The sequence below is a fragment of the Streptomyces sp. NBC_01176 genome (genome assembly GCF_045039825.1).
Taxonomy (GTDB): domain Bacteria; phylum Actinomycetota; class Actinomycetes; order Streptomycetales; family Streptomycetaceae; genus Streptomyces.
The window spans coordinates 2774560-2794076 of record NZ_CP108600.1 but is presented as its reverse complement, the minus strand read 5'-3'; the positions used below and the strand labels follow the sequence as shown (position 1 = coordinate 2794076).

The window sequence follows — 19517 nt, the reverse complement described above, 5'->3', positions numbered from 1 at the left end:
CGGAGGGTACCCGCGCCGACGCGGGGCGACTGTGCGAGGCTCGTCCCCATGCGTTACGTCATCATCGGAGCGGGAGCCGTCGGCGGGGCCATCGGCGGCCGGCTCGCCGAAGCGGGACACGACGTGGTCCTGGTCGCGCGGGGCGCGCACTACGAGGCGCTGCGCACCGGCGGGCTGCGGCTCATGACCTCGGAGGGCATCCGTACGCACCTGCTGCCCACCGTCGACGGGCCCGCGGCACTCGGCGCCCTGCGTGCCGACGACGTCCTGCTGCTCGCCGTCAAGACGCAGGACAGCGAGGCGGCCCTGGCGGCCTGGGGCCCGGCCCCCGTGGCGGGCGGTGGCACGGCGGCCGAGCGACTGCCCCTGGTCTGCGCGCAGAACGGTGTGGAGAGCCAGCGCCTGGCGCTGCGCAGGTTCCGGCGGGTGTACGGCGTCTGCGTCTGGCTGCCCGCCGGCCTCGTCGAGCCCGGCGCCGTGTCGGCGGCCGGCACCCCCCTCACCGGCATCCTGCACCTCGGCCGGTATCCGCACGGCACGGACGAGACGGCCCGCCGGATCGCCGCCGACCTGGAGAAGTCCCGGTTCGAGGCGCCGGTCGTGCCGGACGTGGGGCGCTGGCAGTACGCCAAGCTGCTCGGCAACCTCGCGAACGCGATCGAGGCGGTCAGCGGCCCGCTCACCAGCGAGGAGGGCCTGGAGCTCGTCGCACGGGTGCGGGCGGAGGGCGAGGCGGCGCTCGCCGCCGCCGGGATCGCGTACGCGAGCGAGGAGGAACAGCAGCGGGTCCGCGGCGACAGGATCCGCCTCCGGCCCTTCGACGGCGCCCCACGGCGCGGGGGTTCCTCCTGGCAGTCCCTCGACCGCGCCACCGGCACCATCGAGGCCGACTACCTCAACGGCGAGATCGCCCTCCTGGGCCGGCTGCACGGCGTGCCGACCCCGCTCAACGACCTGCTCCAGCGACTCGCGAACACCTTCGCGCGCGAACGCAGGGCGGCGGGTTCGATGCCGGTCGCCGAGCTGGTGCGACGGGCCGCGGAGGCTGTCGCGTCCGATCCGGAGGAGCGGCCGCCGCGTCCCTAGCGCGGACGGCGTGGACACGCGTACCGGCCCGACGGCGTCGAGCGTCGTCGAGACGCACGGCGACCTCCGCCGGCAGTACGACGGCGACCTCCGCCGGCAGTACGACGGCGACCTCTGCGGGCAGTACGACGACCTCTGCGGGCAGTACGACGACCTCTGCGGGCAGTACGACGGCGTCGCCGACCCCGTGGCCGTCCTCCCCGCCGACGCGCCCGTCCTCACCCGCGCGCCGGCGGCGAGCGGCCGGGATCCGCGACAGCGGGCCACCGGCGCGGTGGACCACGGAAAGAGCGTCGAATTGGGCCGGGACCGCGCTCCACCGGACGGCTAGCGTTCCCGGCATGACCCATGAACAACCCGTCGGACCACCGGTCCGCGTCGACTTCTACTTCGACCCCGCCTGCCCCTTCGCCTGGATCACCTCCCGCTGGCTGCTGGAGGTCGAGCGCGCCCGCCCGCTCGACCTCCGCTTCCATGTCATGAGCCTTCACCTGCACAACCTCGGCAACGAACTCCCCGACTGGTACCGGAGGTTGGTCGACCGGTCCGTCGGGCCCGTACGGGTCGCGGTGGCCGCCGCCGAGCGGCACGGCGAGAAGGTGCTGCGCGAGCTCTACACGGCACTCGGCACCCGCATCCACGAGCGCGGCGCGGACGACTTCGACACCGTGGTGACCGAGTCCCTCGCCGAGACCGGGCTCCCGGCCGAGCTGGCCGACGCGGCCCACGACCCCTCGTACGACGACGCGGTGCGCCGCAGCCACGACTCGGGCAGGGAACCGGACTCCGACGGATACGTGGGCACACCCACCCTGCACGTCGACGGGACGGTGTGGTTCGGACCGGTGCTGCGCGCCGTTCCGCGGGGACGGCGGGCGGCGGAACTCTTCGACAGTTTCCGCGTCCTGGCCGCCGACCCCGACCTCTTCGAACTCAAGCGGACCAGGACGGGAGGACTGTCGTTCGCCTGAACTCGTAGACGGGGCAGGGCCGTTGTTCTTCCGATGCCACCGCTCCCGCGCCGTCCCCGTATCGCCCACGGGGAGCGGCCACGCGCGCGGCGGTCAGGGACTACTACGCGCCGACCGCGGCCAGCGCCGGCATCCGCGCCTGGTCGTAGCGCTCCAGCAGCACTCGTGCCACCTCCGGCGCCGGGCCCAGCACGTCCGCCAGTACGTCGGCCCCGGCCGCGCCCCGGGCGATCCGGTCCGGCAGGAAGCCCGGAGCCAGGACGTAGGGCGCGACGGCCACCCGGGCACAGCCGAGAGCTCGCAGCTCGCGTACCGCGTCCTCCGTGCGCGGCAGGGAGGCGGAGGCGAACGCGGGCCGCACGGCACACCAGCCGGTGCGCCGCCACTCCCGCGCGATGTCCGCGATCACCGCGATCGCCTCCGGGTCCGTGGACCCCGCCGAGGCCAGTACGACCCCGGTCGAGGACTTGTCGGCGGCGGTCAGCCCCGCCTCGTGCAGACGCCGCTCGAGCGCGTCCGTCAGCAGCGGTGACGGGCCGAGCACCGCCGCCTGGCGGATGCGCAACCGCGCCGGGGCCTGCCGCAGCACCGCCGGGATGTCCGACTTCGCGTGGAAGGCGCGGGTGAGCAGGAGCGGCAGCGCCACCACGTCCCGTACGCCCTCCGCCGCCAGCGACTCCAGCACCCCGTTCACCGACGGGACGTTGAAGTCCAGGAAGCCGGTCTCCACGCGCAGGCCGGGCCGCCGCGCCCGGACCCGCCGGACGAGGGCGTGGACCGTCGCGGCATGGCGCGGGTCGCGGCTGCCGTGCGCGATGACGAGGAGGACCGGGCGGTGCATGAGTGCCTCAGCTCTTCACGAGGAGACCGCGACCGCGCAGCACCCGCCGTTCCAGGGGGCTGAAGACGAGCAGGTCGATCGCGATACCGACGAACAGGATGAGGAAGATGGCGAGGAACACCATCGACATGGAACTGGCGTTGCGGCCGTTCTCCAGCAACTGGCCGAGTCCGACGCCCAGATCGGGCGAGGACGCGATGATCTCGGCGGCCATCAGCGAGCGCCAGGAGAACGCCCAGCCCTGCTTCAGACCCGCCAGATAGCCCGGCAGCGCGGCGGGCATGACGATGTGCCAGGTGCCACGCAGCCCGGTGGCGCCGAGCGTCCGCCCCGCCCGCAGGAACAACGGGGACACCTGGTCGACGCCCGAGACAAGGCCGTTGGCGATCGAGGGGACGGCGCCGAGCAGGATCACGGCGTACATCATCGAGTTGTTCAGGCCCAGCCAGATCACGGCCGGCGGCACCCAGGCCACCGAGGGCAGGGACTGCAGGCCGGACAGGACCGGACCGATCGCGGCGCGTACGAACCGCACCCGGGCCACCAGCAGACCCAGTGGCGTGCCGATCACCAGTGCCAGAAGGAAGCCGAGCAGGCCACGGGAGACACTGGTCCAGACGTAGTCGAGCAGCGTTCCCTGCAGCCACGCGTTCTTCGCCTCGTCCCAGACGGCCGAGGGCGAGGGCAGCTTGCTGGGGTCGGTGACGATGTCGAACGAGACCAGCGACTGCCAGACCACCAGGACCAGCGCGATGGCGACGAGGGGCGGGAGGATCTTCGCGACGAAGGTCTGCCGCACGGAGGCCCGGTCCGGGTGGACTGCGCTCTCCAGGGCGTCGAGGCCCGCCAGGTCGTTGTCCTCCCTGACGGCCGCGTCGTCCTTGGTCTCAGTGCTGGCCATGACGGCGGATCTCCCCACGCAGTTGTTCGGTGATCTCGACGGACAGTTCCGCCACGGCGGTGTCCTCGATGCGGCGCGGCTGCGGAATGTCCACGGTCCACTCGTGCGCGACCCGTCCGGGGCGCGAGGAGAGGAGGACGACACGCTGCGCGAGCCGTACCGCCTCGCGCACGTTGTGCGTGACGAAGAGGACCGACAGCCGCGTCTCCCGCCAGATCCGGGTCAGCTCGTCGTGCAGGACGTCCCGCGTGATGGCGTCGAGCGCCGCGAACGGCTCGTCCATCAGCAGGAGTTGACTGTCCTGGGCGAGCGCGCGGGCCATCGCGACGCGCTGGCGCATGCCGCCGGACAACTCGTGCACCCGCTTGCCGTACGCGCCCTTCAGCCGCACGAGTTCGAGCAGCTCCTCCGCCCTGTCACGGCGCTCGGACTTCGCGACGCCCCGCAGACGCAGGGCGAGCTCGATGTTCTTGCCCGCGGTCAGCCACGGGAAGAGGGCGTGCTCCTGGAACATCAGGGCCGGGCGCCCGTTGGTCGTGATGCTGCCCGCGGTCGGGGCGTCGAGCCCCGCCACCAGATTGAGCAGCGTCGACTTCCCGCACCCCGAGGCCCCCAGGAGGGTGACGAACTCGCCCGGCGCGACATCGAGGGTGATGTCGTCGAGGACGAGCTGGGGCCCCGCCGGTCCGGCGAAGGACTTCGAGACGTGCTCGATCCTGGCGGCGTGGTCGACTGCTTCGGCGCTGTCGACGCCGCCGGCGGTCTTGGCGAAGGTCGTGGCCATGGTCGTCACCTCCTGGGAACTCATCGGGATCCGGGCCTACTTGACGCCGAGACCGGCGTCGTCGACGGTGCTCTGTCCCTCGGCCTTGAGGACCTTGTTCAGCAGGGTGAGGTCGTAGATGCCCGTGAGGGTGGGCTTCTCCAGCAGACCGGCCTTCACCGCGTGGTCCGCCTCGGTGTCGAGGGTGGACGCCAGCGGGTCATCGGTGACCTGGATGGACTTCCAGGCCGGGTCGAGGACATCGGCCGGCAGCGCCTTGCCGGAGTCGGCCTCCAGCTGCTTGTTCGCCGCCGCCTTGGCCTCGTCCGGGTTGGCGTTGATCCACTTGTTGGTGTCGACCGAGGCCTTCAGCACGGCCTCGACGGCCTTCGGGTGCTCCTTGAGGAACTTCTGCGACACGATGATGTTCGTGATCACGAACTTCTTGTCGGGCCACAGATCCCGCTCGTCGAGCAGCACCTTGCCGCCCTCGGCGACCAGCTTCGACGCGGTCGGCTCCGGCACCCAGGCGCCGTCGATGGAGCCGGACTTGAAGGCGTCCGGGGTGATCTTGTTGTCCGTGCGGACGACCGAGACGTCGCCCTTGCCGCTCTGCGGGTCGACCTTCCAGCCCTGCTCCGCGGCCCAGTTGAGGAACGCGACGTCCTGCGTGTTGCCGAGCTGCGGGGTCGCGATCTTCTTGCCCTTGACGTCCTTCAGGGATTTGATCTTCTTCGGGTCGACCACGAGCTTCACGCCGCCGGACGCCGAACCGCCGATGATGCGCAGGTTCTTCCCGGCGGACTTGGTGTAGCCGTTGATGGCCGGCGAGGGACCGATCCAGCCGATGTCGATCGAGCCCGAGTTCAGCGCCTCGATCTCGGAGGGACCGGCGTTGAAGATCTGGTACTTGGCCTGCGTGGCGCCGAGCTCCTTCTGGAAGTAGCCCTTCTGGTTCGCCACGAGCGCGGTCGCGTGCGTCAGGTTGCCGAAGTAGCCGATCTTCACGGAGTCGAGGCCGTCGATCTTCTTGGACCCGGCGGCGACCTTCGCCTTCGAGCTGTCGTCCTTGGACTCGGAGCCGTAGCTGCACGCGGCGACGGCGAGCAGCGGGAGTGCGACGGCGGCGGCTATGCCACGGCGTGCGAGGGTGGAGCGGATGGCAGGCACGGGAGGCTTTCCTCTCGTTGGCCCGGCGGTCACGGATTCAGTTCGTGGCCGGGAGGTCGGCAGGTCTTCGGACGCTCAGGCTGTGGGGGGACGGGGCGCGCAGGCAGTGCGCGTACGTCACTTCGCACATCGCGCCACCCCGCCCTGCCCGCTGCCGAGGGCGCCGCTGCCGACGCGGCCGCCCTCCTTGGCGAACGTGGAGTAGAAGTCGGTGGAGGTCATGTCAGAAGTCCCACCCGTCGTCGTCGCCCTCGTCCTTGACCGGCTGCGGCGCGGCGAAGGACTCGCCGACCATGCCCGCGGTGAGCGTGGTGCCGTCCGAGGGGTCGATCAGGATGAACGCGCCGGTGCGCCGGGAGTCCGCGTACGAGTCGAGCGGAAGCGGCTCGGCGGTACGGATCTTGACGCGGCCGATGTCGTTGGCGACGAGCCGGCCCGGGTGCGGATGCAGCGAGAGGTCGTCCAGCGTCAGCCGGGACGGGATGTCCTTGACGATCGCCTTGACCGTGCGGGTGCCGTGCTTGAGCAGGACCCGGTGGCCGACCGTGAGCGGCTGGTCCGCCACGTGGCACACGGTCGCCTCGACGTCCTGCGTGGTCGGCGGCGCGTCCTTGCTCGGTACGAGCAGGTCACCGCGCGAGATGTCGATGTCGTCCGTCAGCAGCAGGGTCACCGACTGCGGGGTCCACGCGATGTCGACCGGCGTGCCCAGCAGATCGATTCCGGCGACCTTCGAGGTGCGCCCGGAGGGCAGCACGGTCACGCTCTCCCCGACGCGGAAGGTACCGGCCGCGATCTGACCGGCGTACCCCCGGTAGTCGGGGTGCTCGGCGCTCTGCGGGCGGATCACGTACTGCACGGGCAGCCGTGCGTGGCAGTGCGCCAGGTCGTGGCTGACCGGGACCGTCTCCAGGTGCTCCAGGACCGTCGGGCCGCCGTACCAGTCCATGTTCGCGGACGGTTCCACCACGTTGTCACCGGCGAGCGCCGAGATCGGGATCGCGGTGATCTCCGGAACGCCCAGCTCGGAGGCGTACGCCGTGAACTCCTCGGCGATCGCCGCGAAGACGGACTCCTGGTAGCCGACGAGGTCCATCTTGTTGACGGCGAGGACGACGTGCGGGACGCGCAGGAGCGCGGCGACGGCGGCATGGCGCCGGGTCTGCTCGATGACGCCGTTGCGGGCGTCGACCAGGACGACGGCCAGGTCGGCGGTCGAGGCGCCGGTGACCATGTTCCGGGTGTACTGCACATGGCCCGGGGTGTCGGCCAGGATGAACCGGCGGCGCGCGGTGGCGAAGTACCGGTAGGCGACGTCGATCGTGATGCCCTGCTCCCGCTCGGCGCGCAGGCCGTCGGTGAGCAGCGCGAGGTCGGGGGCGTCCTGGCCGCGGTCGGCCGATACCCGCTCCACGGCCTCCAGTTGGTCCGTCAGAATCGACTTGGAGTCGTGCAGCAGACGGCCCACGAGGGTGGACTTGCCGTCGTCGACGGAGCCCGCGGTGGCGAAGCGCAGCAGCGTGGTCGCCGACAACTGCTCGACCGACAACGGCTCGGTGGGTTCGGTGGCGCTCGTCATGACTAGAAGTACCCCTCGCGCTTGCGGTCTTCCATCGCCGCTTCGGACATCTTGTCGTCGGCGCGGGTGGCGCCCCGCTCGGTGAGCCGGGAGGCGGCGATCTCGGCGATCACGGCGTCCAGCGTGGTCGCGTCGGAGTCGACGGCGCCCGTGCAGGACATGTCGCCGACGGTGCGGTAGCGGACCTGCCGCTTCTCGACCGTCTCGCTCTCCTTCGGGCCGCCCCACTCGCCGGCGGTCAGCCACATGCCGGCGCGCTGGAACACCTCGCGCTCGTGCGCGAAGTAGATCTCGGGGAGTTCGATGTGCTCGCGGGCGATGTACTGCCAGACGTCCAGCTCGGTCCAGTTGGAGAGGGGGAAGACGCGGACGTGTTCGCCGGGTGCGTGGCGGCCGTTGTAGAGCTGCCACAGCTCGGGGCGCTGGCGGCGCGGGTCCCACTGGGAGAACTCGTCGCGCAGGGAGAAGACGCGTTCCTTGGCGCGGGCCTTCTCCTCGTCGCGGCGTCCGCCGCCGAACACGGCGTCGAAGCGCTCCGCCTGGATCTTCTCGGTCAGCGGCACGGTCTGCAGGGGGTTGCGGGTGCCGTCCGGACGCTCCTTGAGGACCCCGCGGTCGATGTAGTCCTGTACGGAGGCGACGTGCAGGCGCAGGCCGTGGGCGGCCACCGTGCGGTCGCGGTACTCCAGGACCTCCGGGAAGTTGTGTCCGGTGTCGACGTGCAGCAGGGAGAAGGGGACGGGCGCGGGGGCGAAGGCCTTCAGCGCCAGGTGCAGCATGACGATGGAGTCCTTGCCGCCGGAGAAGAGGACCACCGGCCGCTCGAACTCGCCCGCGACCTCGCGGAAGATGTGCACCGCCTCGGACTCCAGCGCGTCCAGGTGGGACAGCGCGTACGGGCCGGCGTCCTCCGAGTCCCCGGCCGCCTCGGACACAGTGGCTGCGGTCGTCATGCGAGACCCCTCTCGGTGAGCAGCGCATGCAGCGCGGCCGCGGACTCCTGCACGGACTGGGTGTGCGACTCGATGCGCAGATCGGGCGACTCGGGCTCCTCGTAGGGGTCGTCGACGCCGGTCAGCCCCGAGATCTCGCCCGCGGCCTGCTTGGCGTACAGCCCCTTCACATCACGTACCGAGCAGACGTCGACCGGGGTCGCCACATGGACCTCCAGATACGTGGTGCCACCGGCCCGGTGCCGCCCCCGTACCGCCTCACGGCTGTCCGCGTAGGGCGCGATCACCGGCACCAGCGCCTTGACGCCGTTGCGCGAGAGGAGTTCGGCGAGGAAACCGATGCGCCGCACGTTGGTGTCGCGGTCGGCGCGCGAGAAGCCGAGGCCCGACGAGAGGAACTCGCGGATCTCGTCCCCGTCGAGCACCTCGACGCGGTGGCCCTCCTCGCGCAACCGGCCGGCCAGCTCGTACGCGATGGTGGTCTTGCCGGCACTCGGCAGACCCGTGAGCCAGATCGTGGCTCCGGTCACTTGGTTCTCCTGGTTCTCCGCGATCTCGGTCATGGTCAGCCGTGCAGCCCGCATTCGGTCTTGGAACGTCCCGCCCAGCGGCCGGCGCGCGCGTCCTCGCCCTCCAGAACGCGGCGGGTGCAGGGGGCGCAGCCGACGGAGGCGTAACCGTCCGTCAGCAGCGGGTTGGTGAGCACGCCGTGCTCGGCCACGTAGGCGTCCACGTCGTCCTGCGTCCAGCGGGCGATCGGTGAGATCTTGACCTTCCGCCGCTTCTCGTCCCAGCCCACGACCGGGGTGTTCGCCCGGGTCGGGGACTCGTCCCGGCGCAGCCCCGTGGCCCAGGCGTCGTACGACGTCAGGCCCTCCTCGAGGGGCTTGACCTTGCGCAGGGCGCAGCACAGGTCCGGGTCGCGGTCGTGCAGCGCGGGCCCGTACTCGGCGTCCTGCTCGGCGACCGTCTGCCGGGGGGTGAGGGTGATGACGTTGACGTCCATCACCGCCTCGACCGCGTCCCGGGTGCCGATGGTCTCGGGGAAGTGGTAGCCGGTGTCGAGGAAGACCACGTCGACCGGACCGCCGGCGGGCCGGGCACGGGAGGCGAGATGGGCGACGACCGCGTCCTCCATGGAGGAGGTCACGCAGAACCTCCTGCCGAAGGTGTCCACCGCCCACTGGAGGATCTCCAGGGCCGACGCGTCCTCGAGGTCGCGCCCGGCCCGTTCGGCGATGCTCCTCAAGTCCTCGGTGCCGCGCTCTTCCTGAACGGTCGTCATATCTCGTCCCCTCCGCCTTCGTCGCGCCGGACGTTCCCCTTCTGAGAGGCGCGGTTCACGCCTTGGGCCAGCAGCCCGAGGAACTTCAGCTGGAAGGCTCGGTTGCACGCCGCGCATTCCCACGCGCCGTGCCCCTGTTCGCTGGGGCGCAGGTCCTCGTCCCCGCAGTACGGGCAGTAGAACGGTGCGGCGCGCTCGCTCATGACAGGTCCTCCTCGGAGGCCCGGGAAGCCCAGGTGGCGAAGCGCTCGCCGTCCGCGCGCTGCGCCTGGAAGCGCTTGAGGACCCGCTCGACGTAGTCGGGCAGTTCGTCCGAGGTGACCTTGAGGCCGCGGACCTTGCGGCCGAAGCCGGCCTCCAGGCCGAGCGCGCCGCCCAGGTGCACCTGGAAGCCCTCGACCTGCTCGCCCCGGTCGTCGAGGACGAGCTGGCCCTTGAGACCGATGTCCGCGACCTGGATACGCGCGCAGGCGTTCGGGCAGCCGTTGACGTTGATGGTGATCGGCTCTTCGAACTCGGGGAGACGGCGTTCGAGCTCGTCGATCAGGGAGGCACCGCGTGCCTTGGTCTCGACGATCGCGAGCTTGCAGTACTCGATACCGGTGCAGGCCATCGTGCCGCGCCGGAAGGGCGACGGCCGGACGGTCAGGCCGAGGGCTTCGAGCCCCTCCACCAGTGAGTCGACCCGGCTCTCCTCGACATCGAGCACGATCATCTTCTGCTCGACCGTGGTGCGCAGCCGGCCCGAGCCGTGGGCCCCCGCCAGCTCGGCGATCTTGGTGAGGGTGGTGCCGTCCACCCGGCCGACGCGCGGGGCGAAGCCGACGTAGAAGTTGCCGTCCTGCTGCCGGTGCACCCCGACATGGTCGCGCCAGCGGGCGACGGGCTGCTCGGGCGCGGGGCCGTCGACCAGCTTGCGCTCCAGGTACTCGTCCTCCAGGATCTGGCGGAACTTCTCCACGCCCCAGTCGGCGACCAGGAACTTCAGGCGGGCGCGGGTGCGCAGCCGGCGGTAGCCGTAGTCGCGGAAGATCGAGATGACGCCCTCGTAGACGTCCGGGACCTCGTCCAGCGGGACCCAGGCGCCGAGGCGCTGTCCGATCTTCGGGTTGGTGGAGAGGCCGCCGCCGACCCAGAGGTCGAAGCCGGGGCCGTGCTCGGGGTGGTTCACGCCGACGAACGCGATGTCGTTGATCTCGTGCGCCACGTCCAGCAGCGGTGAGCCGGAGATCGCGGACTTGAACTTGCGGGGCAGGTTCGAGAAGTCCTTGTTCCCGATGATCCGGCGGTGGATCTCGTCGATCGCGGGGGTGCCGTCGATGATCTCGTCCTCGGCGATCCCGGCGACGGGCGAGCCGAGGATGACGCGCGGGGTGTCACCGCAGGCCTCGGTCGTGGACAGGCCCACGGCCTCCAGACGGTTCCAGATCTCCGGGACGTCCTCGATGCGGATCCAGTGGTACTGCACGTTCTGCCGGTCGGTGAGGTCGGCGGTGCCGCGCGCGAACTCCTGCGAGATCTCGCCGATGACGCGCAGCTGGTCGGTGGTGAGCCGGCCGCCGTCGATACGGACGCGCAGCATGAAGTACTTGTCGTCCAGTTCCTCCGGCTCGAGGATCGCGGTCTTGCCGCCGTCGATCCCGGGCTTGCGCTGGGTGTACAGCCCCCACCAGCGCATCCGTCCGCGGAGGTCGTTGGGGTCGATCGAGTCGAAGCCCCGCTTGGAGTAGATCGTCTCAATGCGTGTCCGCACGTTGAGACCGTCGTCGTCCTTCTTGAACTGTTCGTTCCCGTTGAGCGGGGTGAAGTGACCCACGGCCCACTGCCCCTCACCGCGGTGACGGCTCACCTTGCGGCGGGGCGCGGCGTCGGGATTCTGCGGGGTGGCGGCCATGGTTGATACGTCCTTCGGGACTGCGGGACAGGAAGGAGGGCGCTCTCGAGCGCGCACATGGGCACGTACGGAAGTACGCGCGCGCCATTGCGTGGAGAGAGGCGAAGGGGGAATGCCGGCTCGGCCGGGGCTGTCAGCTCAGCGGACAGATGGCGCTGGACATGCGGCCGAGGTCGACGTGCCGCCGACTCACCAAGGCAATTCCAGTTCCAGACATGACGGAAGCGTGTCACGGGCATCTCGGGGGAGTCCACCGTCATCCATCATGTGGACAACCTTGTCCCGACCGATGAGACACGGGTGGTATCGGTCACTCGGTCGGCCCCCCGGCGGCGGGTCAGGCCGTGCGCGCTCCGGGCCAGGGGGCCGGTGGCGGGTCAGGCCGTGCGCGCTCCGGGCCAGGGGCCGGGGGCGGCCATGTCCGGCTTCTCCTCGACCTCGGTGTCGAAGAGCTTGAACCCGCGCCGCAGGTAGTTGTCCATGGCGTGCTCCCCGTCCTGGCTGCAGGTGTGCAGCCAGACCCGCTTGGTCTCGGCCCGCCCCGGCACCCGCTCTGCCAGGTCCCAGGCCCGCGCGACCCCGTGCGAGAGGAGGTGACCGCCGATGCGCCGGCCGCGGAAGGCGGGGAGCAGGCCGAAGTAGACGATCTCCACGACGCCGTCGTCCTGCGGTTCCAGCTCGACATAGCCCGCCGGCGTCCCCCGGTCGTAGGCAACCCAGGTCTCCACGCCCGGCCGGTCCAGGAACCGCTCCCACTCCGCGTACGTCCAGCCCAGCCGGTCGGTCCAGCGGACGTCGGCGCCGACCGAGGCGTACAGGAAGCGGCTGAACTCGGGCGAGGGGACCTCGGCGCGCACGATCCGGACGTCCCCGTCGGGCGCGACCGCGGGGAGCAGGTCGGTCGGGGCCGTCTGCTCCAGGGACCAGGTGGTCACGGTGATGTTGCTCATGAGGTCAGGGAACCACGGCCGCTCGGCCCCCTCCAAAAGGCGGACCCCGCCGCCCCCGCTCGGGGACCCGGCGGAGGTCGCCCGGCGCGGCCCTAGCCCAGCGAGCCGTCCACCGACCTCAGCGGCACCGCGTAGAGCGTCCGCTCCGGCGTCGTGTCCGCGCCCGCGCCGCTCAGGGTCCACAGCTCGCCGGTCTCCTGCCAGTAGGACAGGGAGGCGGTGTGCTGTCCCCAGCAGGCGTACGACTGGTCGCCGCTGCACCGCACGGCCTCGGCGCCGTTTCCGCTCTGCCGCCACAGGGTGCCGTGCCGGCCGCCGCTGTCGGGGGTGTGGCCGACGTACCAGTCGGCCCTGCGCGCCCCGGCGGGGGTGTGCGACAGGACGCCGGACAGGCCGGTGGCCTTGGTCGTATAGGCCTCCGTGGCGTCGACCCGGCCCCGGGAGTCGCTGCGGAGCAGGCCCTCGCGGCCCGCGACGGCGCTGTACGGATACCGCCAGATCCGGGTGCGCTCGCCGTCGCCCACCCGGGACGCCTCCGTGGCGATCAGGCTGTCCGGCGTCGACGTGCGGTCCAGCGAGAGCGAACCGAAGCAGGGGACCCTCCCGCCGGCGGACCCGCAGGTGCCGCCCGCCGGGCTGTACGAGCCGACGGCGGGCAGCACGTACTGGTAGCCGTGCGCGGAGTAGCCGCCCCTCACCCTGCCGACCGCGCCGCTGTTCACGCCGGCCTTGAGGATGTGGTGCAGGTCGAAGACGAGCAGCGCGTCGTCACGGCCCGCGCCGCCTCGCCCGGTGACGATCAGCTTGCTCTGGTACCAGACCATGCCGCTCATCCGGGAGCGGACCGCGTCGAAGTCCCTGCCGCCGTCGCGCGGGGCGACGAGCAGCACCCAGCGGTAGGTGAGAGCCCGCGGGTCGGTCGCGTCGATGAGGGCGATCCGGGCCAGGCCCCGGTCCCCGGCCGTCGTGCCCGCCGCCCGGTCGTCGTGCGTCCAGCCCGCCATGATGACGCGCTGCCCGCCCCACCGGCCGTCGTCGTCGGCGTCGCCGGAGGTGGTGACGGAGCCGGGCCGCCACTGCCGGGTGCGGGCGTCGTCCCCGCCCCAGCAGTACGCCCGCGTGGCGACGGGTTCGAGGGGCAGCGCGTCCCGCTCGGCGCCGGAGCACTCCGCCCGGTCGCGCATCACGTGGTCGGTGTCCGCCAGGACGCCCGAGACACCGACGTTCCCGCCCATGCTCCTGGTGAGCGTGGCGAGGGTGTCGCCGGCGACCAGGTTCTCGTACAGCCGGAAGCCGCCGGTCGCCGCCGCGGAGCTGAGCGGGGTCAGCGACCCGGGGCTGTTGCTGCCGGTGGCCTGGGAGGTGCTGATCAGCGTGGCGGCCGCGGTGAGCGCCAGGGCGGTTCCGGCCAGGGTGGCGCGCAGCGCCTGTCCCCTCCGTTGTCGGCGGTGCCTGCCGCGCTGCTTCATGCGTCCTCCCGAGGAAGGCCAACTGCCCCTCATGATCAGTACGTTGACGGAGGGACGGGTGGGGTGGCCTGTGAGGGGATGCTACGGCAGGGAGCGGCGTACCTGGTCGAGGACCCCGGAAGACGGTCCCGAAATACGCTCCTTGTGGTTCACGGGGGACACGGCGGCCGCCGGTGCGGTACAAGGGGGTCCCGCGGCGCGCGCCCTGCGCACCGCCGGTGCCGTCGAGTGGGCGAGCAGGTCCCGGGGATCCTCAGGGAGGGTCAACTCCACCTCGGTGTCGTCGCAGAAACGATACGGCCGGTGCTCCAGGAAGGCCCCGAGGTACCGTCGTACCCGCGACATCTCGGCCCGTACGGTCACCGTGCGGCCGGAGTCGCCGAACAGGTCGTCGGCGAGGCCCGCGGCGCTGCGGCCGGCCGGACGGGCCGCCAGCAGATAGAGCAGTTCGGCGTGCCGGGGGGTCAGCTCCTGGCACCACGTCCCCGCGTCCGAGGCGACCGTCACCGACCAGCGGCGCGGATGCGCCAGGTCCAGCACGATCCGCGCGGGCCGCCGGGGCGCCGGTTCGTCGGCGGCCCGGACCAGCCAGCCGCCGGGCAGCGGTTCCACCACGCACGCCCCGAGCGTCGGCAGCCAACCGCGCCCGGCGCTCGGCTCCTTGGGCAGCGCGAGCCGGTTCGTGTACGGCATGCCGGTGACCGCGGCGGTCCAGCCGTCCCGGTCGACGGCCACCGCGCGCCCCCCGAGCCGGGCCAGCACCGGAGCCGCCACGGCGCGCAGCCGCTCCAGAGAGGCCAGGTGCAGCTCGCGCAGCCGCGCCTCGGCGAGCTTGGCCACCGAGCCGACCAGCGCCAGCGTGGCCGGGTGCAGGGTGTCCAGCGGTCCGCTCACGTCCACCACGCCGAGCAGACTGCCGTCGCGCGGGTCGGTGACCGGAGCGCCGGCGCACGTCCACGAGTGATGGGTGCGTACGAAGTGCTCGGCGGAGAACACCTGTACGGGCTGGCGGGTGATCAGCGGGGTGCCCACGCCGTTGGTGCCGACGACGCTCTCACGCCAGTCCGCGCCGAGCTCGAAACCGAACCCGTCGGCCTTGCGCAGCACCGACGCGCAACCCTCGCGCCACAGCACCCGGCCCTCCTGGTCCGCGACCACCGCGATGTGGTGGGCCGCGTCCGCGACCGAGAGCAGCGCCTCGCGCAGCACCGGCAGCACATGCCGCAGCTGCGAGGTCTGTCGCCGCCGCTCCACCTCGTCGCGGACGAGCAGCCCCGTCCGGACGTCGTGGTCGGGGTCGACGCCGCCGCGCAGCATGCGCTCCCAGGACTGTCCGATCACCGGGCGCGGCGCGATACGGGCCGGATGTCCGGCCAGCGTGGCCTCGCGCACCTCGCCCAGCACACGGGCGGCCTGCGCGGCGTCCAGGGCGGCGAGCCGTGTCACGTCGATCGGCGGGTACGCCACTGTTCCTCCCCGGGCGGACTGCGCACGGTGGCGGACAAGCGGACGCTCGGCGCTTTGTGGCCGAGAGAGCTCCGCCCCGTACTGACTGCGGTTCTCATAGTGCCGCCCGGCGGCGACGGAGGGACCCGGTCCGGACATACTCCGCAGGAAAGTTGCAACCCTCTGCAACCCTGGCGAACAGCCGTACGGGGTCCGAAACTTGAGCAACGCCGCCCGTGCGGCGTTCGTGCTCCTCGCGACGGGGCCAGAGAGCGGGGGTGGTGCCGTGTCGGCGCAGCACCACCCCCGCGCCGCCGGTTCAGGACACCGGGCGGGCCCGCTCCACCACCGTGGCCAGATCCAGACTGTGCGGCAGGGTGCCGAAGGCCGAGCCCCAGTCGCCGCCCAGGCGTGAGGCGCAGAACGCGTCGGCGACCTCCGGGGGCGCGTACCGGACGAGCAGCGACCCCTGGAGCACCAGGGCGATGCGCTCCACCAGTCGGCGGGCACGGGCCTCGATGCCGTCCAGATCGGCGAGTTCGGCCAGCAGGTTCTTGATCGCGCCGTCCAGCCGGTGGTCGGCGCCGCGGGCCAGGCCCACCTCGCGCAGGAACGCGTTCAGCGCCTGCGGTTCGCGCTGGAGCGCGCGCAGCAGGTCGAGGGCCTGTACGTTGCCCGCGCCCTCCCAGATGGAGTTGAGCGGCGACTCGCGCAGCAGCCTCGGCATGCCGGACTCCTCCACGTACCCGTTGCCGCCCAGGCACTCCAGCGCCTCCACCGCCACCGGCGTGCACCGCTTGGTCACCCAGTACTTGGCGGCCGGCACCGCGAGCCGCAGGAACGCCCGCTCCTCCTCGCCGCCGTCGTCGTACGCGGCCGCCAGCCGCATCGCCAGCGTCGTGGCCGCCTCCGACTCCAGCGCCAGGTCGGCCAGTACGTTGCGCATCAGCGGCTTGTCGATCAGCTTCCCGCCGAAGGCCTCCCGGTGGGCGCTGTGGTGCACGGCCTGCGCGACGGCCTGCCGCATCAGCGAGGCGGCGCCGAGCACACAGTCGAGCCGGGTCGCCGAGACCATCTCGATGATGGTGCGCACCCCGCGGCCCTCGTCGCCGACCCGGCGCGCCCAGGTCCCGTCGAACTCGACCTCGCTGGACGCGTTCGACTTGTTGCCGAGCTTGTCCTTGAGCCGCTGGATGCGGAACACGTTGCGGGTCCCGTCCTCCAGGACCCGCGGCACCAGGAAGCACGTCAGGCCGCCCGGGGCCTGCGCCAGCACCAGGAAGCCGTCCGACATGGGCGCCGAGCAGAACCACTTGTGCCCGGTCAGTTCGTAGGTCCCGTCCTCGGCCAGCGGCCGCGCCTCCGTGGTGTTGGCACGTACGTCGCTGCCGCCCTGCTTCTCCGTCATGCCCATGCCGAAGAGCACGCCGGCCTTCTGGGCGGCGGGCCGCAGCCCCTGGTCGTAGACGGTGGAGGTGAGGCGCGGCTCCCACTCGGCGGCGAGCGCGGGGTCGGTGCGCAGCGCGGGCACCGCCGCGTGGGTCATCGACAGCGGGCAGCCGTTGCCCGCCTCGGCCTGCGTCCAGACGATGAACCCGGCCGCCCGCCTCAGGTGTCCGCCGGGGCGCGACCAGGCGGCTGTCAGCCCGGCCGAGACGCCCTTGCCGAGGAGCCGGTGCCAGGAGGGATGAAACTCGACCTCGTCGATCCGGTTGCCGTAGCGGTCGTGGGTGCGCAGCTTCGGCGGGTTCTCGTTGGCGAGCACCCCCCACTCCTGCACCTGCGCGGAGCCGGTGGTGCGGCCGAGCGTCGTCAGCTCGTCCCGCGCCTCGTCGAGAAGCTGTGGATCCAGGTGCCGCTCGACCGCCTCCACGAGGGCCCGGTCGGCGGCAAAGACGTCATATCCGACCAGGGGCGGAGCCTGGTTGGTCACGGTGTGGGTGCTGGCTGCCATACCGATACCGTAAGGATGTGCACCAGGCAAAAGAAACACCTGAACGGCCTCCCTCGGGCCGCTTCCACCGCGCTCGCGCGCTGTACAGGAACGTGTCGAAGCGCAGGACCGCCTGGCTGCTGCTCAAGGACACCGTCAACTCCTGCATGGAGTACCGGATCCTGGGGCTGGCGGCCGAGTCCGCCTTCTTCACGCTGCTGTCCGTGCCGCCCCTGCTGCTCAGCCTGATCGGGCTGCTCGGTTACGTGGACGACTGGACCGGCGCGCACTCGATCGCGAGCCTGGAGTCCAACATCCTGGAGGCGTCCCGCACGGTCCTGACCGACAAGGGCGTGCACCAGATCGCCGAACCGATCCTCCACGACGTGATGAAGGGCGGCCGCCCCGACGTCATCTCCATCGGCTTCCTGTTCGCCCTGTGGTCGGGCTCGCGCGCGGTGAACGTCTTCGTCGACACCATCACCGTGATGTACGGCCTCGACGGCACCCGCGGGATCGTGAAGACCAGGATGATGTCGTTCCTGCTCTTCGTCGTGGCGCTGCTGATCGGCTCGATCGCCCTGCCGCTGATGGTCGCGGGCCCGGACGCGGTGGTGCAGATCGTGCCGTGGTCGGCGACGCTCGTGCAGGTGCTGTACTGGCCCGTCGTCATCGTGCTCTCGGTCGTCTTCCTCACCACGCTGTACCACGTCTCGGTGCCGGTGCGCTCGCCCTGGGTCGAGGACGTGCCGGGCGCCCTGGTCGCCCTGGCCATGTGGGTCCTCGGCAGCTTCCTGCTCCGGATCTACCTGACCAGCACGGTCGAGGGCCCGACGATCTACGGTTCGCTGGCCGCGCCCGTCGCCGTCCTTCTCTGGATCGGCGTGTCCGCGTTCGCGGTGCTGGTCGGCGCCGCGGTCAACGCGGCGATCGACCGGGTCTGGCCGGCCGCCGCCACGGCCGCGGCCCGCGCCGCCAACGAACGGCTGCGCCACGAGCAGGCCGCCGAGTACGTGGCCCGCGCCGCCGCCTCCCTCGCCGCCGAGCCCGACCCCGACGACCCGGACATGCCCTCGGAGTTCCCCGAGCGCTGGTCGCGTTTCCTGCCTCCAGAGGATCTGACGTCCCGGCTCCGGGGCCATGTGAAGAGCACGCATCAACCCCCCAAGAACCACGACGGCGAGGACGGGCCGCCGGCCGAGTGACGTCGCCCCCGTGAGCGGCCCGGCCCCCGCCGGTGACCTCGCCGCCGGCCGATCGACCTCGTCCCCGTCCGATCTCCCCGTCCGACCTCGTCCCCGTCCGACCTCGTCCGAGGCCGACCGACCTCGCCCCGCCCGACCTCGCCCCGCCCGACCGACCTCGGCCTCCGCTCCCGCCGCCGGCGCGGGCTCCCGGCGGCCTCAGGCCTTCCACACTCCGGCCGCCGCGGCCTCCCGGGCGAAGTCGGTGAAGTCGCGCGGCTCGCGGCCCAGGACCTGCCGCACACCGTCGGACAGATGGGCGTTGCGGCCGTCGAGCAGGCTCGCGAAGAGCCCGACGAGGAACTCGGCCTCCTCGGGCGGCACCCCGAAACCGGCCAGGCTGTCCCCGTACTCCCGCGCCGTCACCGGGACGTAGACCAGATCACCGCCGGTCGCGCGGGCGATCTCCGCGACCGCCTCGCGGAAGGTCAGCAGCCTGGGCCCCGAGACCTCGAGATCCCGGCCCACGTACCGGTCGCCCGCCGTCAGCGCGGCCACCACGACGTCCGCGATGTCCCGCACGTCGACGAACGGCTCGCGCACCTCGCCGGCCGGGAACACCAGCTCGCCGTGGCGGAGCCCGTCCACCAGCGGGCCCTCGCTGAAGTTCTGCGCGAACCAGGCGGCCCGGACGACCGTCCAGTCCGCGCCCGACGCCCTGAGCGCCTCCTCGGCCGGGCGGGCCTGCTCCTCGCCCCGCGACGACAGCAGCACCAGCCGCCGTACACCGAGCCCGACCGCCTCCCGCGCCAGGGCGCCGACCGCCCCGGCCGCGTCGGGCGAGCCGATATCGGTGGGGAAGGCGAGATACGCCGCGTCGGCGCCCCGCAGGACGTCCGTCCACGTCGACCGGTCCGTCCAGTCGAAACCGCGGGCGCGGGAGACCGCCCGCACCGTGAGCCCGGCCGCCCGCGCGGCCTCCGCCACCCGGCGGCCGGTACGCCCCGAGGCGCCCGTCACCACCACCGTCGTGTCCCGCGTGCTCCGGATGTCCTGATCATGTGCCGTGTGGTCCGTCATGCCGCCAGTCAA

At 72.0% G+C, this 19517-nt stretch carries 20 protein-coding genes; 4 read left to right on the top strand and 16 right to left on the bottom strand.

Translation table 11 applies throughout. The annotated features are described in order from the left end of the window. Positions 1-48 precede the first annotated feature (48 nt). The 3 genes from OG199_RS11860 to OG199_RS11850 are packed head-to-tail and all read left to right on the top strand — an operon-like array spanning position 49 to position 2057. Positions 49-1086 (top strand): ketopantoate reductase family protein, encoded by a 1038-nt coding sequence (locus OG199_RS11860; RefSeq protein ID WP_405829406.1) that lies wholly within the window; start codon positions 49-51, stop codon positions 1084-1086. Positions 1087-1096: 10 nt separating this feature from the next. Next, on the top strand, positions 1097-1417 hold the full coding sequence (locus tag OG199_RS11855) for a hypothetical protein (protein ID WP_405829404.1): 321 nt from the start codon (positions 1097-1099) through the stop codon (positions 1415-1417). 10 nt (positions 1418-1427) lie between these two features. Beyond that, the gene (locus OG199_RS11850; RefSeq protein ID WP_405829402.1) at positions 1428-2057 is read left to right on the top strand and encodes a DsbA family protein; all 630 of its coding nucleotides are present in this window, start codon (positions 1428-1430) and stop codon (positions 2055-2057) included. A 103-nt stretch (positions 2058-2160) separates the two neighbouring features. Here the strand turns inward: OG199_RS11850 and OG199_RS11845 are convergent, their stop codons facing one another. The 15 genes from OG199_RS11845 to OG199_RS11775 all read right to left on the bottom strand — a co-directional run bounded on the left by OG199_RS11845 (position 2161) and on the right by OG199_RS11775 (position 17262). Beyond that, positions 2161-2898, bottom strand: a complete 738-nt coding sequence (locus tag OG199_RS11845; RefSeq protein ID WP_356799560.1) for a sirohydrochlorin chelatase — start codon at positions 2896-2898, stop codon at positions 2161-2163. Between the two features lie 7 nt (positions 2899-2905). Next, on the bottom strand, positions 2906-3799 hold the full coding sequence (locus OG199_RS11840; RefSeq protein ID WP_356799562.1) for an ABC transporter permease: 894 nt from the start codon (positions 3797-3799) through the stop codon (positions 2906-2908). Further along, positions 3786-4583: an ABC transporter ATP-binding protein gene (locus OG199_RS11835; RefSeq protein ID WP_356799564.1), complete on the bottom strand. Its 798-nt coding sequence runs from the start codon at positions 4581-4583 to the stop codon at positions 3786-3788. The genes OG199_RS11840 and OG199_RS11835 overlap by 14 nt, the downstream gene beginning before the upstream one ends. Positions 4584-4619: 36 nt before the next feature. Next, positions 4620-5732 (bottom strand): aliphatic sulfonate ABC transporter substrate-binding protein, encoded by a 1113-nt coding sequence (locus OG199_RS11830; protein ID WP_401801179.1) that lies wholly within the window; start codon positions 5730-5732, stop codon positions 4620-4622. 223 nt (positions 5733-5955) lie between these two features. Continuing rightward, positions 5956-7311 carry a GTP-binding protein gene (locus OG199_RS11825; protein ID WP_356799568.1) on the bottom strand — a complete coding sequence of 452 codons (1356 nt, stop codon included), beginning with the start codon at positions 7309-7311 and terminating at the stop codon, positions 5956-5958. 2 nt (positions 7312-7313) lie between these two features. Then, positions 7314-8264, bottom strand: a complete 951-nt coding sequence (gene cysD, locus OG199_RS11820) for a sulfate adenylyltransferase subunit CysD (protein WP_356799570.1) — start codon at positions 8262-8264, stop codon at positions 7314-7316. Then, positions 8261-8827, bottom strand: a complete 567-nt coding sequence (gene cysC / locus OG199_RS11815; RefSeq protein ID WP_401801175.1) for an adenylyl-sulfate kinase — start codon at positions 8825-8827, stop codon at positions 8261-8263. The genes cysD and cysC overlap by 4 nt, the downstream gene beginning before the upstream one ends. A gap of 2 nt (positions 8828-8829) precedes the next feature. Further along, a complete protein-coding gene (locus tag OG199_RS11810; protein WP_405829397.1) occupies positions 8830-9549 on the bottom strand; it encodes a phosphoadenylyl-sulfate reductase in 720 nt (239 codons plus the stop codon). Further along, positions 9546-9752: a hypothetical protein gene (locus OG199_RS11805; RefSeq protein WP_356799574.1), complete on the bottom strand. Its 207-nt coding sequence runs from the start codon at positions 9750-9752 to the stop codon at positions 9546-9548. The genes OG199_RS11810 and OG199_RS11805 overlap by 4 nt, the downstream gene beginning before the upstream one ends. Further along, complete coding sequence (locus tag OG199_RS11800) at positions 9749-11443, bottom strand: nitrite/sulfite reductase (protein WP_356799576.1); 1695 nt, start codon at positions 11441-11443, stop codon at positions 9749-9751. Before OG199_RS11800 ends, OG199_RS11805 begins: the two co-directional genes overlap by 4 nt. 133 nt (positions 11444-11576) lie before the next feature. Beyond that, entirely contained in the window at positions 11577-11660 is an 84-nt protein-coding gene (locus OG199_RS11795) for a putative leader peptide (RefSeq protein ID WP_351952163.1), read from the bottom strand. Between the two features lie 160 nt (positions 11661-11820). Further along, positions 11821-12393 carry a GNAT family N-acetyltransferase gene (locus tag OG199_RS11790; RefSeq protein WP_356799578.1) on the bottom strand — a complete coding sequence of 191 codons (573 nt, stop codon included), beginning with the start codon at positions 12391-12393 and terminating at the stop codon, positions 11821-11823. Between the two features lie 92 nt (positions 12394-12485). Then, complete coding sequence (locus OG199_RS11785) at positions 12486-13862, bottom strand: hypothetical protein (protein WP_405829395.1); 1377 nt, start codon at positions 13860-13862, stop codon at positions 12486-12488. A gap of 81 nt (positions 13863-13943) precedes the next feature. Then, complete coding sequence (locus OG199_RS11780; protein WP_401801166.1) at positions 13944-15329, bottom strand: GAF domain-containing protein; 1386 nt, start codon at positions 15327-15329, stop codon at positions 13944-13946. A gap of 298 nt (positions 15330-15627) precedes the next feature. Further along, on the bottom strand, positions 15628-17262 hold the full coding sequence (locus tag OG199_RS11775) for an acyl-CoA dehydrogenase family protein (RefSeq protein WP_356799584.1): 1635 nt from the start codon (positions 17260-17262) through the stop codon (positions 15628-15630). 17 nt (positions 17263-17279) lie between these two features. On the opposite strand from OG199_RS11775, the gene OG199_RS11770 reads away from it, so the two are divergent. After that, positions 17280-18446, top strand: a complete 1167-nt coding sequence (locus OG199_RS11770; RefSeq protein ID WP_356799586.1) for a YihY/virulence factor BrkB family protein — start codon at positions 17280-17282, stop codon at positions 18444-18446. 198 nt (positions 18447-18644) lie between these two features. On the opposite strand, the gene OG199_RS11765 is transcribed toward OG199_RS11770, so the two are convergent. Beyond that, complete coding sequence (locus tag OG199_RS11765; RefSeq protein WP_356799588.1) at positions 18645-19505, bottom strand: NAD(P)H-binding protein; 861 nt, start codon at positions 19503-19505, stop codon at positions 18645-18647. Positions 19506-19517 lie beyond the last annotated feature (12 nt).